The organism is Vibrio sp. PBL-C16 (assembly GCF_034321865.1).
Taxonomy (GTDB): Bacteria; Pseudomonadota; Gammaproteobacteria; order Enterobacterales; family Vibrionaceae; genus Vibrio; species Vibrio alginolyticus.
Genome location: NZ_JAXLNY010000002.1, coordinates 3,069,682 through 3,093,573, shown reverse-complemented (window position 1 = coordinate 3,093,573; position 23,892 = coordinate 3,069,682). Strand labels below are relative to the sequence as shown.

The window sequence follows — 23,892 nt, the reverse complement described above, 5'->3', positions numbered from 1 at the left end:
CCTTACGCTTGTTCTTTCTTACACATTGGGAAGCCAAGAGCTTCACGCGATGCGTAGTATGCTTCTGCTACTGACTTAGTCAGATCGCGAATGCGCAAGATGTAACGCTGACGTTCAGTTACTGAGATCGCTTTACGCGCGTCTAGTAGGTTGAATGCGTGACCGGCTTTTAGAATGCGCTCGTAAGCAGGTAGTGGCAGTGGCTTTTCAAGCTCAAGCAACTCTTTACACTCTTTCTCACACTGCTCGAAGAAACCAAATAGGAATTCAACGTCTGCGTGCTCGAAGTTGTAAGTCGATTGCTCTACTTCATTTTGGTGGAAGATATCACCGTAAGTCACTTTGCTGCCATCTGGTGCGATGTTCCAAACTAGGTCGTAAACAGAGTCTACTTCTTGGATGTACATTGCTAGACGTTCGATACCGTAAGTGATCTCACCAGTTACTGGCTTACACTCAAGACCACCAACTTGCTGGAAGTAAGTAAACTGGGTCACTTCCATGCCGTTTAGCCAAACTTCCCAGCCCAGACCCCATGCGCCTAGTGTTGGGTTTTCCCAGTTGTCTTCTACGAAACGGATGTCGTGTACAAGAGGGTCAATACCAAGAACTTCAAGGGAGCCAAGGTACAACTCTTGAATATTGTCAGGCGATGGTTTTAGCGCTACTTGGAATTGGTAGTAGTGCTGAAGACGGTTAGGGTTTTCACCGTAACGGCCATCAGTAGGACGACGTGAAGGTTGTACGTAAGCTGTCGACATTGGCTCTGGGCCAAGCGCTCGTAGACAGGTCATTGGGTGAGAGGTACCCGCACCCACTTCCATATCTAGCGGTTGAACAATGGTACAACCATTTTGAGCCCAATAATCCTGCAGCGCGAGGATCATTCCCTGGAAGGTTTTGATATCGTATTTTTGCATAAGTCAGGTTCGCGCGATTCTCTTGTTACTCGTTAATTCGTCATCTATGCCGAGTTTTTCAACTCTAACAACGGCGATAAAGAGTAATTACGGTTGAATAAATTAACAATCTAGTATAACCAGATATTGAGCATGGGAGTAGAGCTAATCTTGATTAATTCGTGGGCGATTTTCTCCTTTAATGAATTTTTACCGCGTTATCTGCTGTATTTTTCCTAAAAGGGAGTTTTTGCCTGCTTTGGCTCTTGAGAAGCGCAACAAAGGTGGCTAGAATTGCGCCTGTCTTTGGGGAGTAGCTTACCTGATGAAGTTTCTGTTTCATCTGGTTCGTCCGTCAACATAATTGGTGCAAAATCACCATGGCGTTCGAGACTTGAAGCCTTTCAAGTTTAGCAAGACCTTAGACAAATCATCACGAACCGGGGTAGGGGCGTGAGGTTTGTCTTCGGTTAAAAATAATAATCCCTGCCCCAATGAGCATGTCGTGAGCGTTTTAGCTATTTCAATTACTACTGTAGCGTTAGCAGAAATTGGCGATAAGACCCAATTGCTATCTCTATTACTCGCAAGTCGTTACCGAAAACCAATCCCAATTATTGCAGCAATCTTTTTGGCAACTATTGCCAACCACGCTTTGGCTGCATGGTTAGGTGTGGTTGTCGCAGACTATCTATCACCTGAGATTTTAAAGTGGGTGCTGGTGGTCAGTTTTGTCGCGATGGCGGCTTGGGTTCTGATCCCGGATAAACTGGATGATGACGAGCAGATTTCTAATCGAGGCCCATTTATTGCCAGTTTTATCGCGTTCTTCGTTGCGGAGATAGGCGATAAAACTCAGATCGCCACTTCCATCTTAGGGGCGCAATACGCGGATGCGTTAAGTTTGGTGATTATCGGTACCACAATCGGTATGCTGCTGGCGAATGTTCCTGTGGTCCTGATTGGTAAATTGTCGGCCGACAAGATGCCTTTAGGGCTGATCCGTAAAATCACCGCATTTTTGTTTATTGCTTTGGCAATAGGGGCTGCACTGTTCTGATTTTTTGCACGTGAAATGATGTGAGTTATCAATCATTAGTGGCGTGCTGCGCGAGTTCAAACTCTGACTCTAAATCGTTCCGTTGCGTGACGGATGACATATAAGTGTCATACTTGTCATGGTAGTTTAATGGTGTGAATGATAGCGAGAGGGCAAGTTTATGCTTACACGTTACATGGGGATGTCCCCGAAGAGTCAGAGTTATTTATTCACTTTTGGTTTAGCGCTGTGTTTACTAGCGATGGTGCTAACTGATATGTGGTTACCGATTGTAGCAGGATCGTTCGTTCTTACTGGATTGACAGTAGAAGCGTGGATTCGTGTCGCTCACATCATTCCTATGCATGAAGAGATGCGGGCAATGAAGAAACAACTTAACAAGCTCCAATCAGAAGTTCGCACACTCGAATACGACGAATAAACAAACGGCAGCCAATATAGGCTGCCGTTTTTAGTTCGACCAGATTATTCCAATCCTTTCTTGATCAGGTACTGATACGGAACTTGCTCCGTTTGTGCCGCAACTAACTGGTGGTCCATAAAGCGGCAGAAACTCGGAATGTCTCGAGTCGTGGATGGATCGTCTGCTTTGACCAGCAAAATCTCACCATCTTGCATGTTGCGAATTGTCTTCCTGACCATCATCACTGGCTCTGGGCAGCGCAGTCCTTCCGCCTCTAATGTCTTGTTTGCCAGTTCAGGATTAAAGCTCATAGTGTGATTCTCGTAACTAACTGAGCGTTGAATTTTACTTTCGTTGAAAAAATATTCAATAACCACTTGGCAAATCAAATTTTTTGTTTTACCTTAAATTAACAATTTGGTAACAACTAGCAAGGGAGAGGCAATGTTAACAGCGTTAGACAGACTTACGATTTACTCAGTGCTGTGCTTTATCTCGTTTTGTGCATTGGTACTCAGGACGCCAGCTGACACCTCTTTGACGCCTCTAGTAGGCATGGTTGCCACTATTATTGGGATTTGGATCGAGATGCGCAGATGGTCTGGCGCATCTGAGCAAGAAAATTAGCGCTTCTTGCTTGGATCAGAATGCTTTTAATAACGCTCACCTATTTTTACCGACACTTCATTCCGACACTATCCCCATTTTTCTTGGGCTTCCCCGCTGAAAGGCGGGATTTTTTTTGCCTGAAGAGTACAATTTACCCAAACACATACAAAATAAGTGGCTAATTCGTGGAACTGGAAGATATCTATCGCCGAGATTTAAATTTACTGGTTGCGTTGCGAGTACTGATAGAAGAAAACAGTGTCAGTAAGGCGGCAACACGTCTGAACTTGAGTCAATCGGCAATGAGTCGTGTGCTTGGTCGTCTACGTGACTTATTGGGAGACCCGCTGTTTACTCGTCAGGGACAGCATTTGATCCCAACTCAGAAAGCGTTAGAGATCGATCGCTCATTGGGCGAACCATTAGAGTCTTTACGTCAGTTGTTATCTCCGGTTGAGTTTGACCCATTGCAATGCGTACAGACTTTCAACATCGTGACCACCGACTATGCCATGCAAACAATCTTACCGTTCGCTTTGCCGAGAATTTACCAAGAAGCGCCAAACGTGTCTTTCAACTTCTTACCACTGCAACACGACCGTTTATCAGATCAGCTCACTTATGAAGGTGCAGACTTAGCGATTTGTCGCCCGACAGGCCCGGTGGAGCCTCTACGCAGTGAAGTGTTGGGGCGAGTGGGGGTGCTGTGTATGCTTTCAAAACAGCATCCATTAGCGGATAAAGAAATGAGCTTGGATGATTATCTGAGTCATCCACATGCCATGATCGCCATCAGTGATGGTGTTAAGGCACTGATCGAACAAGCTTTGATGGAGAAACCTAAGCGTAAAATGGTTCTGCGGGCTTATCATTTAGAAGCCGCATTGGCGATCATGGATACCTTGCCAATTATCATCACAGTGCCAGCGGACTTGGCGTATCTGGTTGCCGAGCGTTATGACTTGGTGGTGAAACCGTTACCATTCCAATTCACGCCGTTTGAATACTCGATGATTTGGCATGCGCGTTGCGAGCATTCTCCCGCTCAAGAATGGTTAAGAACGATTGTGCGTGAAGAGTGTAGCCGTCTGATAGCTAAACGTATCGAAGATATGGGACTGAACTGCTAACAAAAAAGAGCCAGCAATGCCGGCTCTTCGTCTGTTTACACTGAGTCAGTGTTTATAGCTTGATAACCACACGACCCGTTACTTGACCGTTGGTGATGTCTTCTGCATATTTTGGTGCTTCAGCAAGAGCAACTTCAGTACACGCTTGCTCGAAGTAGCTGTCTGGTAGTAGCTCGACCAGCTTTTCCCATGCAGCGATACGTTTCTCTGTTGGGCACATTACTGAGTCCACACCTTGTAGGCGAACATTACGTAGGATGAACGGCATCACTGTGGTTGGTAGATCAAAACCACCAGCAAGACCACAAGCTGCAACTGCACTGTTGTAATCCATTTGCGCCAATACTTTAGCCAGTACTTTGCTGCCTACAGTATCAACCGCACCTGCCCATACTTGCTTTTCAAGTGGACGTGCTGGTTCTTCAAATTCAGTACGGTCGATGATGCGGCTAGCACCTAGTTTTTCAAGTAGCGGGCCATTTTTTTCTACACGACCTGTCACTGCAGCAACTTTGTAGCCAAGCTGTGCTAGAAGCGTTACTGCGACTGAGCCTACACCGCCACTTGCGCCAGTTACAAGGATTTCACCATTTTCAGGTTTGATGCCTGCATCAAGCAGTGCTTGAACACATAGCATGCCTGTGAAACCAGCAGTACCAACCATCATTGCTTTCTTGCTGTCTAGACCTTTTGGTAGTGGTACTAGCCAATCTGCTTTTAGACGAGCACGCTGAGACATACCACCCCAGTGGTTTTCACCCACGCCCCAGCCAGTAAGGACAACTTTGTCACCAGCTTGGTAGCGGTCGTCTTCTGAGCTTACTACCGTACCTGCTAGGTCAATACCTGGCACCATCGGGAAGTTACGGATGATTTTACCTTTACCTGTGATCGCAAGACCGTCTTTGTAGTTTAACGATGAGTAATCAACGTCAATCAGAACGTCGCCTTCAGGCAGTTGTGTTTCATCGATTTGCTCGATGTTAGCGATAGTACGTTTGTCTTCTTGATTTAGAACTAGAGCATTAAACATAAGGTTCTCCGATTGTGCGGTAGCATGACTCTGGGTCACATGCAGCAAGATATCAACTGGTCTAAGTGTATGTCTTCTTTGTCTATGAATAAAATGAAACTTGAGCATTTAATGTATGCTTTTCATGCATATTTGATGTAAAACAAAAAGGGCGACATCAATTGTCGCCCTTAAGTGTAATACTAAAAATTTTATTATTAGTTCATTTGCTTATGATTGTTGGCTCGATCACTACAACAACGTCTTGAACTGTTATGGTCGTTCAAATACTGTCGCAATGCCCTGACCCAAACCGATACACATGGTGGCCAGACCGTATTTCGCGTCTTTCGCTTCCATTAGGTTGATCAACGTTGTTGAGATACGTGAACCAGAACAGCCTAGTGGATGACCCAATGCTATCGCACCACCGTTAAGGTTGACCTTCTCATCCATAACATCAAGCAGGCCTAAGTCTTTAGCACACGGCAGAGACTGCGCGGCAAATGCTTCGTTTAGCTCAACCACATCCATGTCTTCAATTGAAAGACCGGCACGCTTGAGCGCTTTTTTCGTCGCAGGTACAGGACCGTAACCCATAATAGAAGGATCGCAGCCCGCAATGGCCATGCCTTTAATACGTGCACGAATCTTCAAACCAAGCTCATTAGCTTTCTCTTCACTCATGATCAACATCGCTGATGCACCATCGGACAGCGCCGATGAAGTACCGGCTGTTACTGTACCGTTTGCAGGGTCGAACACTGGGCGAAGTTGAGATAGATCTTCAACGGATGTTTCAGGGCGAATCACTTCGTCGTAATCCAGAGTGAACAGTGTGCCGTCTGGTGCGTGGCCTTCAATTGGTAGAATTTCGTTTTTAAAACGACCTTCTACGGTTGCTGCGTGCGCACGAGCGTGTGAGCGAGCGGCAAACTCGTCTTGTTGCTCACGGCTAATGCCATGTAATTTACCCAGCATTTCAGCCGTTAAGCCCATCATGCCCGCAGCTTTTGCTACGTTCTTTGACATACCTGGGTGAAAGTCTACACCGTGGTTCATTGGCACATGCCCCATGTGCTCAACACCACCAATTAGGCAGATTTCAGCATCGCCAGTCATGATGGCACGTGTACCGTCGTGAAGCGCTTGCATTGATGAACCACACAAGCGGTTCACCGTCACGGCGCCAATTTCAATCGGCAGGCCCGCGAGTAGCGCGGCATTACGTGCAACGTTAAAGCCTTGCTCTAGTGTTTGCTGTACACAGCCCCAGTAGATGTCTTCAATCTCGCTTGGGTTCACTTGTGGGTTACGCGCAAGAATGCCTTTCATTAGGCGCGCAGATAGATCTTCTGCTCGTGTATGACGGAAAGCACCACCTTTAGAGCGACCCATTGGAGTACGTAGACAATCGACTACGACAACATTTCTTGTTTGATTAGTCATTTTAGAATCCCTCCTTAGATAGAACCTTGCTGTTGTGCACCGTAAAAGCTTTCACCTTTCGCCGCCATATCAATCAGCATTTGCGGTACTTGGTACATCGCACCTAGCTCGGCGTGTTGTTTTGCCATTTCAACGTATTCAGCAATACCCACGCTGTCTAGATAGCGGAATACGCCACCGCGGAATGGAGGGAAACCAAGACCATAAACCAATGCCATATCTGCTTCCTGCGGAGTCGCGATGATGCCTTCTTGTAGGCACAGCACCACTTCGTTGATCATTGGAATCATCATACGTTGAATGATGGTCTGATCGTCAAAGTCCTGCTTATCGGCACAAACGTCAGCAAGTACCGGTAAGATCGCTTCGGAGAAGGTTTTCTTCGGCTTACCTTTTTTATCTATGGTGTAGCTGTAGAAGCCATTACCATTTTTCTGACCATATTTGTCTGCTTCGAACAGTGCATCAATCGCATCACGACCTTGTTTACCCATACGCTCAGGGAAACCGTCAGCCATCACAGCTTGTGCGTGGTGCGCGGTATCAATGCCGACTACGTCAAGCAAGTACGCCGGTCCCATCGGCCAGCCAAATTTACGCTCCATGACTTTGTCGATTTTCGTAAAGTCAGCACCATCACGAAGTAGCATGCTGAAGCCGCCAAAGTATGGGAACAATACGCGGTTAACGAAGAACCCTGGGCAGTCATTAACGACAATTGGTGATTTGCCCATTTTCGCAGCATACGCCACAACACGATTGATGGTTTCATCAGAGGTGTGCTCACCACGGATGATCTCAACAAGAGGCATACGATGCACTGGGTTGAAGAAGTGCATACCACAGAAGTTTTCTGGGCGTTTTAGTGATTTTGCCAATAGGTTGATAGGAATCGTTGAGGTGTTTGAGGTGATAACGGTGTCGTCACCGACATGGGATTCAACTTCACTTAAAACTGCTGCTTTTACTTTCGGGTTTTCAACGACAGCTTCAACAATCACATCAGAGTTTTCAATACCTGCGTAATGTAAGCTCGGTGTGATTGATGCTAAAATACCCGCCATCTTAAAGCCATCAATGCGACCGCGAGATAAGCGTTTATTCAGCAGCTTAGATGCTTCAGTCATGCCTAGGTCGAGCGACGCTTGTGCGATGTCTTTCATCAAGACTGGCACACCTTTTAGCGCTGATTGGTAAGCAATGCCGCCACCCATGATACCTGCACCTAATACGGCTGCACGTTGCGTGTCTTTACTTGCTGACTTCGCTGCTTTTTTCGCAATGCCTTTGATGTATTGATCATTAAGGAATAGGCCAACGAGTGATTTTGCTTCTTCCGATTTAGCCAATTTCACGAAGTGCTTACGTTCAATGTCTAACGCTTCATTACGTGCAAAGCGAGCACCTTCTTCAATCGTGATAACGGCTGTCATTGGGGCAGGGTAGTGAGGACCTGCTTTTTGTGCCACCAGACCCTTCGCCATGGTGAAGCTCATCATTGATTCAAGCTTACTCAGCGTTAGCGGAGATGTTTTCTGTGCTCGGCGTGCTTGCCAGTCAAGTTTCTCGTTAATTGCAGAGTTAAGAGTTTGTAGTGCTGATTCGTATAAAGCATCAGTCTCTACAACTGCATCGAGTAAGCCAATTTTCAATGCTTCATCAGCTCGGCATGCTTTACCTTGGGTGATGATTTCCATTGCGCTGTCTGCGCCAATAACGCGAGGTAAGCGTACACAACCACCAAAGCCAGGCATGATTCCCAGTTTTGTTTCTGGTAGGCCGATGCTGGTGGTTTTGTCACCAATACGCATGTCTGTTGCTAGCACACATTCACAACCGCCACCAAGAGCGTGGCCTTTGATCACTGAGATGGTCGGAACGGGTAAGTCTTCTAATTTGTTAAAGATGCTATTAGCAAATTGCAGCCATTGGTCGAGCTCGGCATCCGTTTTAGCAAACAGACCTAAAAACTCGGTAATGTCTGCGCCTACAATGAATGCGTCTTTATCTGAAGTGAGCAACAACCCCTTGAGGCCTTGATGGGCAATGAGCGCATCAAGAGCTTTATCTAGCGATTCTAATGTCGCTAGGTCGAGTTTGTTGACGGATTTTGGAGAGCAGAAGCTTAGCTCTGCAATACCATCTTGTATTTCCTTTACCTGTAGGGTTTCGGCTTGGTAAATCATTGTCTATCTCCATGACATACAATCGTGGATTGTCTGTATACCTATTTCAACGACGCCGTGTACCTCGGCAAATAGGTATCGAGGAAGTCGTTTTATTTTTGTTCTGGTTTGACCAGTGAAGTTAGTTTGGATCGTAGATTGTCTAATTTCAATACATTTTTTAAACAAGTGTTTAACATTGTGCGCTGTGGCAGATCTTATGCGACGGGTAAATCACACTCGTGATAGACTTCAGGCAAATAGACCTGAATCCATAATCCTATGAATGACAAGCCTTATCTGATTCCAGCAGAGCTCGCTCAATTTGAAGAAGAAATTAAAAAGAGCGTATTCATTACTTATTTGGCGCACACGCCAAGTATCGAAGCTGCAAAAGCATTTGTTGCTCAAATCAAAGCTAAACACGCTGATGCTAGACATAACTGTTGGGGCTTTGTTGCTGGTCGCCCGGAAGATTCAATGAAATGGGGCTTTAGTGATGATGGGGAGCCGTCCGGAACTGCTGGCAAACCGATCCTGGCTCAGCTGTCTGGCTCTGGGGTGGGGGAAATCACGGCTGTGGTCACGCGATACTCTGGTGGAATCAAGTTAGGTACAGGCGGTTTGGTTAAAGCGTATGGGGGTGGGGTACAACAAGCGCTCAAGCTGCTTCAAACTATTGAGAAAAAAATAACCACAAAGCTCAGACTAACGTTAGACTATGGGTTTATGCCGATCGCACAATCAATCATGCCGCAATTTGGTGCGATAGAAGTCGAGGCTGAATACAGCGATCAGGTCGTATTAGTGGTGGAAATTGAGCTTCGAGAAGTGAGCGCGTTTACCCAAGCAATCATCAATAAAAGCGGGGCAAAGGCAATTGTCACTCCGCTAGACGGACAATAATGAAAAACAGGAAGCAACAGGGACAGCTTCGCTAGTCAATTTATCCATGCAATTTCGTTCAATTATTCGAATCGTCGGGCTACTGCTCGCACTCTTTAGTGTCACTATGCTTGCGCCAGCACTCGTTGCGCTGATCTATCGAGATGGTGCAGGTGTGCCTTTTGTCACGACATTTTTTGTTCTGCTGTTTTGTGGGGCCGTTTGTTGGTACCCAAACCGCAGGTATAAGCACGAGCTTAAAGCTCGAGATGGCTTTCTTATTGTCGTTCTGTTCTGGACAGTACTTGGCAGCGCAGGCTCGATCCCCTTTCTAATAGCTGACAACCCAAACGTCTCAGTCACGGATGCGTTTTTTGAATCGTTTTCTGCTCTCACTACGACCGGGGCGACCGTTATTGTTGGTTTGGATGAGTTACCTAAAGCGATTCTATTCTATCGACAGTTACTGCAGTGGTTCGGCGGTATGGGAATCATCGTATTAGCGGTGGCGATTTTGCCAGTACTTGGCATTGGTGGTATGCAGCTTTACCGCGCCGAGATCCCTGGTCCAGTCAAGGATACTAAAGTGACGCCGCGCATAGCAGAAACTGCTAAGGCGCTTTGGTACATCTATTTGAGCCTGACTATCGCCTGTGCTTCGGCTTTTTGGTTAGCTGGTATGACGCCATTTGACGCCATCAGTCACAGCTTTTCCACCATTGCTATTGGCGGCTTTTCTACCCACGATGCCAGCATCGGATACTTTGATAGTTACGCGATTAACCTGATTACGGTGGTTTTTCTGCTTATATCTGCATGTAATTACACACTGCACTTTGCTGCATTTGCATCAGGTGGCGTACATCCCAAGTATTACTGGAAAGATCCTGAGTTTCGCGCCTTCTTGTTTATTCAAGTGCTGCTATTTATCATTTGCTTTCTATTATTACTGAAACATCACTCTTACACATCGACATACGATGCTTTCGATCAGGCTCTGTTCCAAACCGTATCAATATCCACAACAGCGGGCTTTACGACAACAGGTTTTGCGGATTGGCCGCTCTTCTTACCTGTGCTGTTATTGTTCTCTTCCTTTATAGGTGGTTGTGCTGGTTCAACAGGCGGCGGCATGAAAGTGATCCGTATCCTGCTTCTTACCTTACAAGGTGCGCGTGAACTAAAACGTTTAGTCCATCCACGCGCGGTTTACACCATCAAAGTAGGTGGCAGTGCCCTACCACAACGTGTTGTCGATGCGGTTTGGGGCTTCTTCTCCGCATACGCATTGGTATTTGTGGTTTGTATGTTGGGGTTGATTGCAACAGGAATGGATGAGCTCAGTGCGTTCTCGGCGGTGGCTGCGACTCTGAACAACCTCGGTCCTGGCTTGGGAGAAGTGGCGCTTCACTTTGGTGATGTTAACGACAAAGCAAAATGGGTATTAATAGTTTCTATGCTGTTTGGTCGTTTGGAAATCTTTACCTTACTTATTCTACTTACGCCGACGTTTTGGCGTAGCTAAGGGGAAATCGTGGCAAAAGCATTATTTCTATACTCTTCCCGCGAAGGGCAGACTAAAAAAATTCTCCATTATATAGATGAACAACTTCCAGACTTCGATTGTGAGCTGGTGGATTTACATAATGTCGAGACGATTGACTTCAGCCAATACGACAGAGTATTGATAGGCGCCTCTATTCGCTATGGCCATCTTAATAAAAAGCTATACCAGTTTATTGAGCGAAACCTCAATCAATTGGAGCAAAATAAAGTGGCATTTTTCTGCGTAAACCTAACCGCTCGTAAAGAGGACCAAGGAAAGGATACACCTGAAGGTAGTGCCTACATTCACAAGTTCCTAATTAAGTCCCCTTGGAAACCAACGCTAATCGGTGTTTTTGCTGGTGCACTTTATTACCCACGTTATAGCTGGTTCGACAGAACTATGATTAGGTTCATTATGTCGATGACGGGTGGCGAAACCGATACGACCAAAGAGGTGGAGTACACCAATTGGGAAAAAGTGGCTCTTTTCGCAGATAAATTCAGAGAACTGTAGAAATAACGTGCTCTTTTGACCGCTTTTGATGCAAATTTATCCGAACGATAAAAAAATCAAAAAAAACGAGAAAAAGGGCTTGCCAATGTGATCGCAATCTCTATAATGCCACCTCGCTGACACGGCAACGCTTCGAAGCTTAAGTTTCGAAAGTAAGAAGCCAAGTTAGCAAGCCAAATTAGCCAAGCGGAAACGCTTGAAGAAAGTTTGAAAAAAGTGATTGACACTAAACTTTAACTCGCTAAAATGGCCGTCCTGTTTTGAGCAAAGCTCAACAGGAAAGCTCTTTAACAATATAGACCTATCAATCTGTGTGGGCACTCGTTGATGATAATCCAATTCGATACTTCGGTATCAAATTAGGTTTCAATGAAACGAAGTGACCATTGAATCTTCGGATTCAGCACAGTCAATTCAAACATTACTTTATGTAATGTTCAGTATTCATTGAGCCGACAAAATCTTAAATTGAAGAGTTTGATCATGGCTCAGATTGAACGCTGGCGGCAGGCCTAACACATGCAAGTCGAGCGGAAACGAGTTATCTGAACCTTCGGGGAACGATAACGGCGTCGAGCGGCGGACGGGTGAGTAATGCCTAGGAAATTGCCCTGATGTGGGGGATAACCATTGGAAACGATGGCTAATACCGCATGATGCCTACGGGCCAAAGAGGGGGACCTTCGGGCCTCTCGCGTCAGGATATGCCTAGGTGGGATTAGCTAGTTGGTGAGGTAAGGGCTCACCAAGGCGACGATCCCTAGCTGGTCTGAGAGGATGATCAGCCACACTGGAACTGAGACACGGTCCAGACTCCTACGGGAGGCAGCAGTGGGGAATATTGCACAATGGGCGCAAGCCTGATGCAGCCATGCCGCGTGTGTGAAGAAGGCCTTCGGGTTGTAAAGCACTTTCAGTCGTGAGGAAGGTAGTGTAGTTAATAGCTGCATTATTTGACGTTAGCGACAGAAGAAGCACCGGCTAACTCCGTGCCAGCAGCCGCGGTAATACGGAGGGTGCGAGCGTTAATCGGAATTACTGGGCGTAAAGCGCATGCAGGTGGTTTGTTAAGTCAGATGTGAAAGCCCGGGGCTCAACCTCGGAATAGCATTTGAAACTGGCAGACTAGAGTACTGTAGAGGGGGGTAGAATTTCAGGTGTAGCGGTGAAATGCGTAGAGATCTGAAGGAATACCGGTGGCGAAGGCGGCCCCCTGGACAGATACTGACACTCAGATGCGAAAGCGTGGGGAGCAAACAGGATTAGATACCCTGGTAGTCCACGCCGTAAACGATGTCTACTTGGAGGTTGTGGCCTTGAGCCGTGGCTTTCGGAGCTAACGCGTTAAGTAGACCGCCTGGGGAGTACGGTCGCAAGATTAAAACTCAAATGAATTGACGGGGGCCCGCACAAGCGGTGGAGCATGTGGTTTAATTCGATGCAACGCGAAGAACCTTACCTACTCTTGACATCCAGAGAACTTTCCAGAGATGGATTGGTGCCTTCGGGAACTCTGAGACAGGTGCTGCATGGCTGTCGTCAGCTCGTGTTGTGAAATGTTGGGTTAAGTCCCGCAACGAGCGCAACCCTTATCCTTGTTTGCCAGCGAGTAATGTCGGGAACTCCAGGGAGACTGCCGGTGATAAACCGGAGGAAGGTGGGGACGACGTCAAGTCATCATGGCCCTTACGAGTAGGGCTACACACGTGCTACAATGGCGCATACAGAGGGCGGCCAACTTGCGAGAGTGAGCGAATCCCAAAAAGTGCGTCGTAGTCCGGATTGGAGTCTGCAACTCGACTCCATGAAGTCGGAATCGCTAGTAATCGTGGATCAGAATGCCACGGTGAATACGTTCCCGGGCCTTGTACACACCGCCCGTCACACCATGGGAGTGGGCTGCAAAAGAAGTAGGTAGTTTAACCTTCGGGGGGACGCTTACCACTTTGTGGTTCATGACTGGGGTGAAGTCGTAACAAGGTAGCGCTAGGGGAACCTGGCGCTGGATCACCTCCTTAAACGATGATTATTGCGATGAGTGTTCACACAGATTGATACGGTTTATGAAGTTTAAGAGATAGAACATCCCCCAAGATGTTCACTTAGTGTCCCGTTCGTCTAGAGGCCTAGGACACCGCCCTTTCACGGCGGTAACAGGGGTTCGACTCCCCTACGGGATACCATTGGGTCGTTAGCTCAGTTGGTAGAGCAGTTGACTTTTAATCAATTGGTCGCAGGTTCGAATCCTGCACGACCCACCATTTCCTTCCACGGAAATCAAAACAATGTGGGCGATTAGCTCAGTTGGGAGAGCACCTGCCTTACAAGCAGGGGGTCACTGGTTCGAGCCCGGTATCGCCCACCATTCTCTAAGTATTTTTGGAATAAAACGTCCAAACCAGAACAAGCAATTGATACTGGTTGGTATTTTTGACTCTGAAAGTCTTTAGAAAATGTAACTTCCTTGTGAAGAAACATAGCTCTTTAACAATTTGGAAAGCTGACAAAACAACAATTTATTGTTGTTTGTAAAGTTCTCAATGTTTATCGAAAGATAAACACCAAAAAACACATTCAAGTGTTCTTGGCTTTTTGTTTTCATTTTTTCTAAAAATGAAGGTAAAGAGATGAGTCCGGCAAAATCGATATGTCTCTCGCTCATTCAAATAATGAGAGACAACTTTGGTGATTTGATTATCAACTCGAAACTCCTTCGGGTTGTATGGTTAAGTGACTAAGCGTACACGGTGGATGCCTTGGCAGTCAGAGGCGATGAAGGACGTATTAACTTGCGATAAGCCCAGATTAGGTAGTAAAAACCATTTGAGTCTGGGATTTCCGAATGGGGAAACCCAATACCATAAGGTATTACTGTTGAGTGAATACATAGCTCAACAGGGCGAACCGGGGGAACTGAAACATCTAAGTACCCCGAGGAAAAGAAATCAACCGAGATTCCGAAAGTAGCGGCGAGCGAAATTGGACTAGCCCTTAAGCTTTACACGCGTTAGACGAACAGCCTGGAAAGGCCGACGATACAGGGTGATAGTCCCGTAGTTGACGACGTGTGTTCAGTGAAATCGAGTAGGGCGGGACACGTGATATCCTGTCTGAATATGGGGGGACCATCCTCCAAGGCTAAATACTACTGACTGACCGATAGTGAACCAGTACCGTGAGGGAAAGGCGAAAAGAACCCCTGTGAGGGGAGTGAAATAGAACCTGAAACCGTGTACGTACAAGCAGTAGGAGCAGGCTTTGTCCTGTGACTGCGTACCTTTTGTATAATGGGTCAGCGACTTATATTCAGTGGCAAGGTTAACCATCTAGGGGAGCCGTAGGGAAACCGAGTCTTAACTGGGCGTTCAGTCTCTGGATATAGACCCGAAACCAGGTGATCTAGCCATGGGCAGGTTGAAGGTTGAGTAACATCAACTGGAGGACCGAACCGACTAATGTTGAAAAATTAGCGGATGACTTGTGGCTAGGGGTGAAAGGCCAATCAAACCTGGAGATAGCTGGTTCTCCCCGAAAGCTATTTAGGTAGCGCCTCGGACGAATACTACTGGGGGTAGAGCACTGTTAAGGCTAGGGGGTCATCCCGACTTACCAACCCTTTGCAAACTCCGAATACCAGTAAGTACTATCCGGGAGACACACGGCGGGTGCTAACGTCCGTCGTGGAGAGGGAAACAACCCAGACCGCCAGCTAAGGTCCCAAATTACTACTAAGTGGGAAACGATGTGGGAAGGCTCAGACAGCCAGGATGTTGGCTTAGAAGCAGCCATCATTTAAAGAAAGCGTAATAGCTCACTGGTCGAGTCGGCCTGCGCGGAAGATGTAACGGGGCTAAGTAGTAAACCGAAGCTGCGGCAATGCACTTTAGTGCATTGGGTAGGGGAGCGTTCTGTAAGCGGTTGAAGGTGTGTGGTAACGCATGCTGGACGTATCAGAAGTGCGAATGCTGACATGAGTAACGATAAAGGGGGTGAAAAACCTCCTCGCCGGAAGACCAAGGGTTCCTGTCCAACGTTAATCGGGGCAGGGTAAGTCGACCCCTAAGGCGAGGCCGAAAGGCGTAGTCGATGGGAAACGGGTTAATATTCCCGTACTTCTTACAATTGCGATGGGGGGACGGAGAAGGCTAGGTGGGCCTGGCGACGGTTGTCCAGGTTCAAGTGCGTAGGCTGAAGAGTTAGGTAAATCCGGCTCTTCTTAAAGCTGAGACACGACGTCGAGCATCTACGGATGTGAAGTCATTGATGCCATGCTTCCAGGAAAAGCCTCTAAGCTTCAGATTGTAAGGAATCGTACCCCAAACCGACACAGGTGGTCGGGTAGAGAATACCAAGGCGCTTGAGAGAACTCGGGTGAAGGAACTAGGCAAAATGGTACCGTAACTTCGGGAGAAGGTACGCTCTCGACGGTGAAGTCCCTCGCGGATGGAGCTATTGAGAGTCGCAGATACCAGGTGGCTGCAACTGTTTATTAAAAACACAGCACTGTGCAAAATCGCAAGATGACGTATACGGTGTGACGCCTGCCCGGTGCCGGAAGGTTAATTGATGGGGTTAGACTTCGGTCGAAGCTCTTGATCGAAGCCCCGGTAAACGGCGGCCGTAACTATAACGGTCCTAAGGTAGCGAAATTCCTTGTCGGGTAAGTTCCGACCTGCACGAATGGCGTAATGATGGCCACGCTGTCTCCACCCGAGACTCAGTGAAATTGAAATCGCTGTGAAGATGCAGTGTACCCGCGGCTAGACGGAAAGACCCCGTGAACCTTTACTACAGCTTGGCACTGAACATTGACCCTACATGTGTAGGATAGGTGGGAGGCTTTGAAACGCAGTCGCTAGATTGCGTGGAGCCGTCCTTGAAATACCACCCTTGTAGTGTTGATGTTCTAACGTCGACCCCTTATCGGGGTTGCGGACAGTGCCTGGTGGGTAGTTTGACTGGGGCGGTCTCCTCCCAAAGCGTAACGGAGGAGCACGAAGGTGGGCTAATCACGGTTGGACATCGTGAGGTTAGTGCAATGGCATAAGCCCGCTTGACTGCGAGAATGACAATTCGAGCAGGTGCGAAAGCAGGTCATAGTGATCCGGTGGTTCTGAATGGAAGGGCCATCGCTCAACGGATAAAAGGTACTCCGGGGATAACAGGCTGATACCGCCCAAGAGTTCATATCGACGGCGGTGTTTGGCACCTCGATGTCGGCTCATCACATCCTGGGGCTGAAGTCGGTCCCAAGGGTATGGCTGTTCGCCATTTAAAGTGGTACGCGAGCTGGGTTTAGAACGTCGTGAGACAGTTCGGTCCCTATCTGCCGTGGGCGTTGGAGAATTGAAAGGGGCTGCTCCTAGTACGAGAGGACCGGAGTGGACGAACCTCTGGTGTTCGGGTTGTGTCGCCAGACGCATTGCCCGGTAGCTAAGTTCGGGATCGATAACCGCTGAAAGCATCTAAGCGGGAAGCGAGCCTTGAGATGAGTTCTCCCTGATACTTTAAGTATCCTAAAGGGTTGTCGTAGACTACGACGTTGATAGGCAGGGTGTGTAAGCGTTGTGAGGCGTTGAGCTAACCTGTACTAATTGCCCGTGAGGCTTAACCATACAACACCCAAGGGGTTTTGATGGACTCAATGAAAGAACATTGAATGTGTAAGAACGAGAATTAAAAAAACGGCTTTCCAGATTAAAGAATTTGCTTGGCGACCATAGCGTTTTGGACCCACCTGACTTCCATGCCGAACTCAGAAGTGAAACGAAATAGCGCCGATGGTAGTGTGGGGCTTCCCCATGTGAGAGTAGGACATCGCCAGGCTTTAAATTTAAGAAGCCCGCTCGAAAGAGCGGGCTTTTTTGCATCTATAGAGTTTTAAAATTAGCTCACTTTATACCTAAAAAGTGTTCATCTAAGGTGCGATATACTTGCTCTCTGCAACCTTCCAAAAGGCTTTAACAAGCGGATTCTCCAGCTGAGTTTTGTTGCAGCAAACACCAAGTTTAAAAGGTTTAATTGGTAAGACTTTTAAACGATTTATCTTTTCTCTTACCGGACTGTTGTTGATTACAACATCAGGTGCGATACCTACTCCACACCCCAATGCAACCATACTTACGATGGCTTCATGTCCGGAGGTTTGTGCGTAGATCTTTGGCTTTATTTTCATTTGTTTGAGCCAAGTATTGGCCCTGTCCCTTGCCGTTCCTGCTTCTGGGAGTATGAATGGAATGACCGACCAGTCTGGTTTTTCTTTTTGTAGCTCTTCAGCAAACGCACTAACCCCAACAGGTACGATGACAGAAAGTGGGATTTCACTGATCGTTTCAAATGCGATTTTATTTGGCATCTGTTCTGACTTGGCTGATATGGCAATATCGGCTTCATCTGCTAGTATTTTGTCGATCGCTTGAGCTGGATCGCCGGTTGATAGTTTGAACTCAATGAAAGGGTTCTGAATACGAAAGTCAGAGATTAGCTCCGGAAGATGGCTGTAGCTTGCAGTAACAGAACAAAAGAGACGGATTTCTCCTTTCAATTCATCCTCGGTTCCCTTCAGGTGACTCTGATACTGCTGCCATTCGCCAAGAATCTTTAAGGCTACTGGGACTAGCTTTTTACCTTGGATAGTTAAATCAACGCTACGGTTGTCGCGTAAAAACAATTGTTGGCTGGTTTCCTCCTCTAATTTTTGTATCTGTCGGCTTAAGGCTGAAGGGCTAATATGCATTGCCGCTGCGGTCTTGGCGAAACTTTTACTCTCACAGAGATGAATGAAAAGTTGCAGGCTTTTGATATTCATTAAATTTTCATTTCCATGTTGCATAAATTGCAATAACTAATTGTGAATATATCACTTTAAGCAATCTCATGTCTGTTTTAGTATGAAGTTATTCGGTAAGGCAATTACTGACCTCAATGGAAGAATCTCAAAGGAGCACCCAGATGGCTAATTATTTCAATACCCTAAACTTGCGCGAGCAGTTGGACCAATTAGGTCGTTGTCGTTTTATGGACCGCAGTGAGTTCGCTTCAGAAGCGGATTATCTGAAAGGTAAGAAAGTAGTCATTGTAGGTTGTGGTGCTCAAGGTCTTAACCAAGGTCTGAACATGCGCGACTCTGGTCTAGACGTTGCTTATGCGCTTCGCCAAGCCGCGATTGATGAGCAACGCCAGTCATTCAAAAACGCAAAAGACAACGGTTTTGAGGTAGGTAGCTACGAAACGCTAATTCCACAAGCTGATCTAGTAGTAAACCTTACTCCAGATAAGCAGCACACAAACGTTGTTGAGACGGTAATGCCGTTAATGAAAGAAGGCGCAGCACTAGGTTACTCTCACGGTTTCAACGTTGTTGAAGAAGGCATGCAAATCCGTAAAGACCTAACGGTAGTAATGGTTGCACCTAAATGTCCAGGTACGGAAGTTCGTGAAGAATACAAGCGCGGTTTCGGTGTACCGACTCTTATCGCTGTTCACCCAGAGAACGACCCAAAAGGTGAAGGTTGGGATATCGCGAAAGCTTGGGCTGCAGCAACAGGTGGTCACCGTGCAGGCTGTCTAGAGTCTTCTTTTGTTGCTGAGGTGAAATCTGACCTAATGGGTGAGCAAACTATCCTTTGTGGCATGCTACAGGCTGGCTCTATCGTATGTTACGAGAAGATGATTGCTGATGGTATCGATCCTGGCTACGCTGGTAAGCTTCTTCAATACGGTTGGGAAACCATCACTGAAGCACTGAAGTTTGGTGGTATCACTCACATGATGGATCGCCTAACTAACCCTGCAAAAGTGAAAGCATTTGAGCTTTCTGAAGAGCTAAAAGAACTGATGCGTCCGCTATACAACAAGCACATGGATGACATCATCACCGGTCACTTCTCTAGCACTATGATGGCTGACTGGGCAAACGACGATGCAAATCTACTAGGCTGGCGTGCAGAAACAGGTGAAACTGCTTTCGAAAACTACCCAGAAACTGACGTAGAAATCTCTGAGCAAGAGTACTTCGATAACGGTATCTTGATGGTTGCTATGGTTCGTGCGGGTGTTGAGCTAGCATTCGAAGCGATGACGGCATCTGGCATCATTGATGAGTCTGCTTACTACGAGTCTCTACACGAGCTGCCACTTATCGCAAACACTATCGCACGTAAGCGTTTATACGAGATGAACGTGGTTATCTCAGACACTGCGGAATACGGTAACTACCTGTTCGCTAACGTAGCAACGCCGCTTCTACGTGAGAAGTTTATGCCAGCCGTAAATACTGACGTAATTGGTAAAGGTTTAGGTGAAACGTCTAACCAAGTGGATAACGCGACTCTTATCGCTGTGAATGAAACAATCCGTAACCACCCTGTAGAGTACATCGGTGAAGAGCTACGTGGTTACATGACTGATATGAAGCGTATCGCGGTGGGCGGCTAAATGACTCCATTTCGGTGTCGAAGGTGCTCGTTTACTATCGTAAAGTCCGCGCCTTCTCCTAGAAATGAAACCTTAATACAGCGTAATTTACTTAGTCTCAAGTAACGCAGTAGATAAACTCCAGGCAGACTGGAGTGATAAATACAAAATAAAACACAACATCTAATCAAAAGGCTTGGTCGCCGTTGACCAAGCCTTTTTGTTTTTAGCCGATTTATCTGCGCGCCGATAAGAAAAACGCTCCTTTGTGAGGAGCGCTTTGATACTTATTTTTCAGCAAGCTTTTCTTCAAGTTGCGCCAACTTCTGTTCCATTTCTGTTAGCTTTTGACGTGTACGTAGTAAAACTTGAGTTTGAACATCAAACTCTTCGCGACTTACAACATCTAGCTTGTTTAGCTGGCCTTGGATTACTTGACGAACTTTCTGATCGACATCAGAGCCCAATTCTTTTACAGGTTGAGGCATTGAGTCGTGAATCTGTTTAGCAATTTGCTCTAATTTCTTTGGGTCAAACATAGTGGCTAAAACTCCTTTTGATTTGTCCTCATTTTAAGTAAATGATACGTGAAAGTCGCCACTTAGATGGCAAAAAAGAGAGCGGCAATAAAAAAGGCCACCGAAGTGACCTTTTTGAATGCCTTAATAGCTTATCTGTTATCCGCTAATTCACGATGAGCTGCTTTCGCTTCGTCAACTCGCGCTAACTTCTCCAAGTCTTTGTCTTCAACAAATACTGGCAGAGGTTTGTGTTTTTCAGCTAGGTAGCTGTAAATCACAGGTAGTACGAATAGTGTGAACAGTGTACCGATTGCAAGGCCTGCAACGATGACGATACCGATACTGAAACGTTGCGCGGCACCTGCACCTGTTGCGTACATCAGCGGGATCAGACCTGCGATCATCGCTGCAGTGGTCATTAGGATAGGGCGAAGACGCACTTTCGCAGCTTCCATCACCGCATCAATACGAGACAGTTTATTATGTAACTGCTCTTCTTTGGCGACTTCACAGATCAAGATACCGTGCTTGGTTATTAGGCCGACCAGCGTGATCAAACCAACCTGCGAGTAGATGTTCATCGAGGCTGTACCCCAGGCCAATGCGATCAAGGCACCACAGATTGCCAGAGGTACAGATACCATGATGACAATAGGGTCGCGGAGTGATTCAAATTGAATCGCCAGAACGAGGAAGATGATCGCAAGTGCAAGACCGAAGGTTGCATACAAGGCACTACCTTCCGTTACAAACTGACGAGATTCGCCCATGTAATCGTGGTTATAGCCTGCAGGCAGCTTGGTTTGTGCAATATTCTCAAACCAGTCGATTGCGTCACCCATAGCAACACTAGGCGATGGTACTGCACCCACAGTCGCTGAGTTTAGCTGGTTGAAGTGTGGCAAAGAGCGAGGCTCAGCCACCACATCGATAGTAATCAGACTGCCTAATGGAACCGCTTTACCATCTACAGAGCGTACATAGTAGTTCTTCATCGATTCTGGGTTTAGACGCCATTTACGCTCAACTTGAGGAATCACCTCATACGAGCGACCATTCAGGTCGATTCGGTTTACATAACCATCTGCCATCATGGTGCTGAGAGTGATGCCAATGTCTTGCATCGTCACACCGTAGGCACCCGCTTTGTCTTTATCGATCTTGATCTTCATCGTTGCTGAATCGTAGTTCAAATCAAGGTCGGAATAGACAAACATTGGGCTACTTGCAACATCGGTTAGAATATCGCTAGCGATAGTAAACAAGCTCTCGAAGCTATTTGGTGTTGTAATTACAAACTGAACAGGTAGACCTGAGCCTGCACCTGGAAGCTCTGGCATTTGGAATGCAGTGACAGACATACCAGGCACACTTGATACTAGGCCACCCACACGTTTCGTGATTTCAGATTGGCTTGCCTCTCGTTCACTCCAAGGCTTCAATGTTGCTAGGCCAAACGCTTGGTTTGAGTTTGGTACACCATTAAAGACCTGTGCGTATTCCACCTCCGGTTGATCTGAGAGTATTTGGTTTACGTCATCCATGGTATTTTGGATATAGTCCAAGTTCGCGTTTGATGGGGCGGTACCCATCAGCATGACCACACCTTTATCTTCAGATGGTGCTAGTTCGCTAGGAATAAACTTGAACAAGACCGGTAAGCTTGCAAATACAATGATTGCAAACGCAATAACAACCGGACGATGAGCCATTACCGCTTTCAACATGCCTTCGTAACGAGTGGTCATGCCATCAAGGATATGGTGAACTTTTTGCTCAAACTTGCTTGGCTTCTCGTTCGCCTTCAGCATCTTCGAACACATCATTGGTGATAGTGTCAAAGCGATGATGCCGGATACGAATACTGAACCTGCCAGTGTCAAAGCGAACTCTTTGAACAATGAACCGGTGATACCACCCATCAATGCGATCGGTGCGTACACTGCACCTAGCGTCAATGTCATCGCGATAACTGGAACCGCAATTTCACGCGTACCAATGATTGCAGCTCGGAATGGTGATTCCCCTTCTTTGATGTGACGGTCAACGTTTTCTAGTACAACGATCGCGTCATCCACCACCAGACCGATGGCAAGCACCATCGCCAGTAGCGTCATCAAGTTCCAAGAGAAACCCATTGCCTGCATCACCATTGCCACACCAATCAATGAAAGTGGAATGGTCACGATAGGAATGATTACCGCGCGGAATGAACCTAGGAACAGTGTGATAACCACAAGTACGATGACCGCTGCTTCAAGAATCGTTTTGACTACTTCGTGAATCGATTCGTTGATGGCGATAGTTGAGTCGTACATTACGTTCATTTTGATGTTACTTGGTAGGTTGCGCTCAAGCTGAGGCAACAGTTCAAGTACGTCTGCTGCAATGTTGATTGGGTTAGCACTTGGCGCTGCGTTGATCGCCGCAACCACAGCTTCTTGACCGTTTGCACTTGCGCGATAAACGTCGTGACTCTTCTCTAGCGTTACTTTAGCGATATCACCTAGGCGGATGACATCCCCTTCACCAGTTTTCACGACCAATGCTTCAAGTTCAGCAACGTTTGATACCTGAGTATCTGCGCTACCGTTATAAAGCACGAACTCACCCGTCGCTTGACCGGTTGCAGATTGATAGTTGTTGGCGTTAAGAACGCTCATGACATCCGTAGCGGTCAACTTCAAAGCGCCCATTTTGGCAGGATCTAGCCATACGCGCAGTGCGTACTTCATACCACCATACAGGTCAACTTTGGACACACCGTTTACGGTGAACAACTGCGGGTTGATTACACGCTCAAGGTAGTCAGTGATCTGGCTTGAAGATAACTCGTCACTCGTAAAGCCGATGTACAGTACCGCCGTTGTCGAACCTGTCGACATGGTTACGGTTGGGTCTTCGGCTTCTTTTGGTAGCTGTGAACGTACCGAGTTGGTTTTCGCCAGAATGTCAGACAACGCCGCATTTGGATCAGTATTCAACTTCATGTTTACAGTAATGGTCGATTTACCCAGTACCGATTGCGAAGTCATGTAATCAATATTATCGGCTTGCGCTACCGCTTGCTCCAATGGCTGAGTAATAAAGCCTTGGATCAAGTTGGCACTTGCACCGTAGTAACTGGTGGTCACGGTGACCACCGTATTCGTCATTTCAGGGTATTCACGAACCTGCATTTTGAACACCGCTTGCAAACCAAGCAATGCAATCAAAAAGCTGATCGATACCGCTAAAACTGGACGTTTTATAAAAACATCTGTAAAGCGCATGATGCCTCCA

Annotated in this window: 16 protein-coding genes, 3 tRNA genes and 3 rRNA genes; 14 read left to right on the top strand and 8 right to left on the bottom strand. The window is 46.8% G+C overall.

Going from position 1 to position 23,892, the window contains the following annotated elements; translation table 11 throughout:
- Positions 1–2: 2 nt before the first annotated feature.
- On the bottom strand, positions 3–920 hold the full coding sequence (gene glyQ, locus UQW94_RS22470) for a glycine--tRNA ligase subunit alpha (RefSeq protein ID WP_048625586.1): 918 nt from the start codon (positions 918–920) through the stop codon (positions 3–5).
- A 484-nt stretch (positions 921–1,404) separates the two neighbouring features.
- Between glyQ and UQW94_RS22465 the strand changes: the two genes are divergently transcribed.
- On the top strand, positions 1,405–1,959 hold the full coding sequence (locus UQW94_RS22465) for a TMEM165/GDT1 family protein (protein ID WP_005378877.1): 555 nt from the start codon (positions 1,405–1,407) through the stop codon (positions 1,957–1,959).
- Between the two features lie 160 nt (positions 1,960–2,119).
- Positions 2,120–2,380, top strand: a complete 261-nt coding sequence (locus UQW94_RS22460) for a hypothetical protein (RefSeq protein WP_005378878.1) — start codon at positions 2,120–2,122, stop codon at positions 2,378–2,380.
- A 44-nt stretch (positions 2,381–2,424) separates the two neighbouring features.
- On the opposite strand, the gene tusA is transcribed toward UQW94_RS22460, so the two are convergent.
- Positions 2,425–2,673 (bottom strand): sulfurtransferase TusA, encoded by a 249-nt coding sequence (gene tusA, locus UQW94_RS22455; protein ID WP_005378879.1) that lies wholly within the window; start codon positions 2,671–2,673, stop codon positions 2,425–2,427.
- A 133-nt stretch (positions 2,674–2,806) separates the two neighbouring features.
- Here tusA and UQW94_RS22450 point away from each other — a divergent pair, with 133 nt between their 5' ends.
- Together UQW94_RS22450 and UQW94_RS22445 are read left to right on the top strand one after the other, a co-directional pair.
- Positions 2,807–2,989, top strand: coding sequence for a hypothetical protein (locus UQW94_RS22450; protein WP_005378880.1), 183 nt, complete (start codon positions 2,807–2,809; stop codon positions 2,987–2,989).
- A 167-nt stretch (positions 2,990–3,156) separates the two neighbouring features.
- Entirely contained in the window at positions 3,157–4,101 is a 945-nt protein-coding gene (locus tag UQW94_RS22445) for a LysR family transcriptional regulator (protein WP_005378881.1), read from the top strand.
- Between the two features lie 52 nt (positions 4,102–4,153).
- Here UQW94_RS22445 and UQW94_RS22440 read toward each other — a convergent pair whose 3' ends face one another.
- The 3 genes from UQW94_RS22440 to fadB form a co-directional block, all read right to left on the bottom strand.
- Entirely contained in the window at positions 4,154–5,134 is a 981-nt protein-coding gene (locus UQW94_RS22440; RefSeq protein ID WP_005378882.1) for an MDR family oxidoreductase, read from the bottom strand.
- A gap of 252 nt (positions 5,135–5,386) precedes the next feature.
- Complete coding sequence (gene fadA / locus UQW94_RS22435) at positions 5,387–6,562, bottom strand: acetyl-CoA C-acyltransferase FadA (protein WP_322142569.1); 1,176 nt, start codon at positions 6,560–6,562, stop codon at positions 5,387–5,389.
- A 14-nt stretch (positions 6,563–6,576) separates the two neighbouring features.
- Complete coding sequence (fadB, locus tag UQW94_RS22430) at positions 6,577–8,748, bottom strand: fatty acid oxidation complex subunit alpha FadB (RefSeq protein ID WP_054579435.1); 2,172 nt, start codon at positions 8,746–8,748, stop codon at positions 6,577–6,579.
- Between the two features lie 261 nt (positions 8,749–9,009).
- On the opposite strand from fadB, the gene UQW94_RS22425 reads away from it, so the two are divergent.
- The 9 genes from UQW94_RS22425 (at position 9,010) to rrf (ending at position 17,500) form a co-directional block, all read left to right on the top strand.
- Positions 9,010–9,633, top strand: coding sequence for a YigZ family protein (locus UQW94_RS22425; RefSeq protein WP_258488026.1), 624 nt, complete (start codon positions 9,010–9,012; stop codon positions 9,631–9,633).
- Between the two features lie 46 nt (positions 9,634–9,679).
- Entirely contained in the window at positions 9,680–11,137 is a 1,458-nt protein-coding gene (locus UQW94_RS22420; protein ID WP_005378893.1) for a TrkH family potassium uptake protein, read from the top strand.
- A 9-nt stretch (positions 11,138–11,146) separates the two neighbouring features.
- Positions 11,147–11,674: a menaquinone-dependent protoporphyrinogen IX dehydrogenase gene (gene hemG / locus UQW94_RS22415; RefSeq protein WP_054577148.1), complete on the top strand. Its 528-nt coding sequence runs from the start codon at positions 11,147–11,149 to the stop codon at positions 11,672–11,674.
- Between the two features lie 465 nt (positions 11,675–12,139).
- A 16S ribosomal RNA gene (locus UQW94_RS22410) occupies positions 12,140–13,692 on the top strand.
- Positions 13,693–13,781: 89 nt separating this feature from the next.
- A tRNA-Glu gene (locus UQW94_RS22405) sits at positions 13,782–13,857 on the top strand.
- Positions 13,858–13,859: 2 nt separating this feature from the next.
- A tRNA-Lys gene (locus UQW94_RS22400) sits at positions 13,860–13,935 on the top strand.
- Positions 13,936–13,963: 28 nt separating this feature from the next.
- A tRNA-Val gene (locus UQW94_RS22395) sits at positions 13,964–14,039 on the top strand.
- Between the two features lie 359 nt (positions 14,040–14,398).
- Positions 14,399–17,289 (top strand): 23S ribosomal RNA (locus UQW94_RS22390).
- Positions 17,290–17,383: 94 nt separating this feature from the next.
- Positions 17,384–17,500: ribosomal RNA gene (gene rrf, locus UQW94_RS22385) — 5S ribosomal RNA — on the top strand.
- The 16S, 23S and 5S rRNA genes sit together here with 3 tRNA genes alongside, the layout of an rRNA operon.
- Positions 17,501–17,591: 91 nt before the next feature.
- Here rrf and ilvY read toward each other — a convergent pair.
- Positions 17,592–18,482 carry an HTH-type transcriptional activator IlvY gene (gene ilvY / locus UQW94_RS22380; RefSeq protein ID WP_005379097.1) on the bottom strand — a complete coding sequence of 297 codons (891 nt, stop codon included), beginning with the start codon at positions 18,480–18,482 and terminating at the stop codon, positions 17,592–17,594.
- Positions 18,483–18,625: 143 nt separating this feature from the next.
- Between ilvY and ilvC the strand changes: the two genes are divergently transcribed.
- A complete protein-coding gene (gene ilvC, locus UQW94_RS22375) occupies positions 18,626–20,110 on the top strand; it encodes a ketol-acid reductoisomerase (RefSeq protein WP_005379098.1) in 1,485 nt (494 codons plus the stop codon).
- Positions 20,111–20,376: 266 nt separating this feature from the next.
- Here the strand turns inward: ilvC and ubiK are convergent, their stop codons facing one another.
- Together ubiK and vmeD are read right to left on the bottom strand one after the other, a co-directional pair.
- Positions 20,377–20,628, bottom strand: coding sequence for a ubiquinone biosynthesis accessory factor UbiK (ubiK, locus tag UQW94_RS22370; RefSeq protein WP_005379099.1), 252 nt, complete (start codon positions 20,626–20,628; stop codon positions 20,377–20,379).
- Between the two features lie 131 nt (positions 20,629–20,759).
- Positions 20,760–23,882, bottom strand: coding sequence for a multidrug efflux RND transporter permease subunit VmeD (gene vmeD, locus UQW94_RS22365; protein ID WP_005379100.1), 3,123 nt, complete (start codon positions 23,880–23,882; stop codon positions 20,760–20,762).
- Between the last annotated feature and the right edge of the window lie 10 nt (positions 23,883–23,892).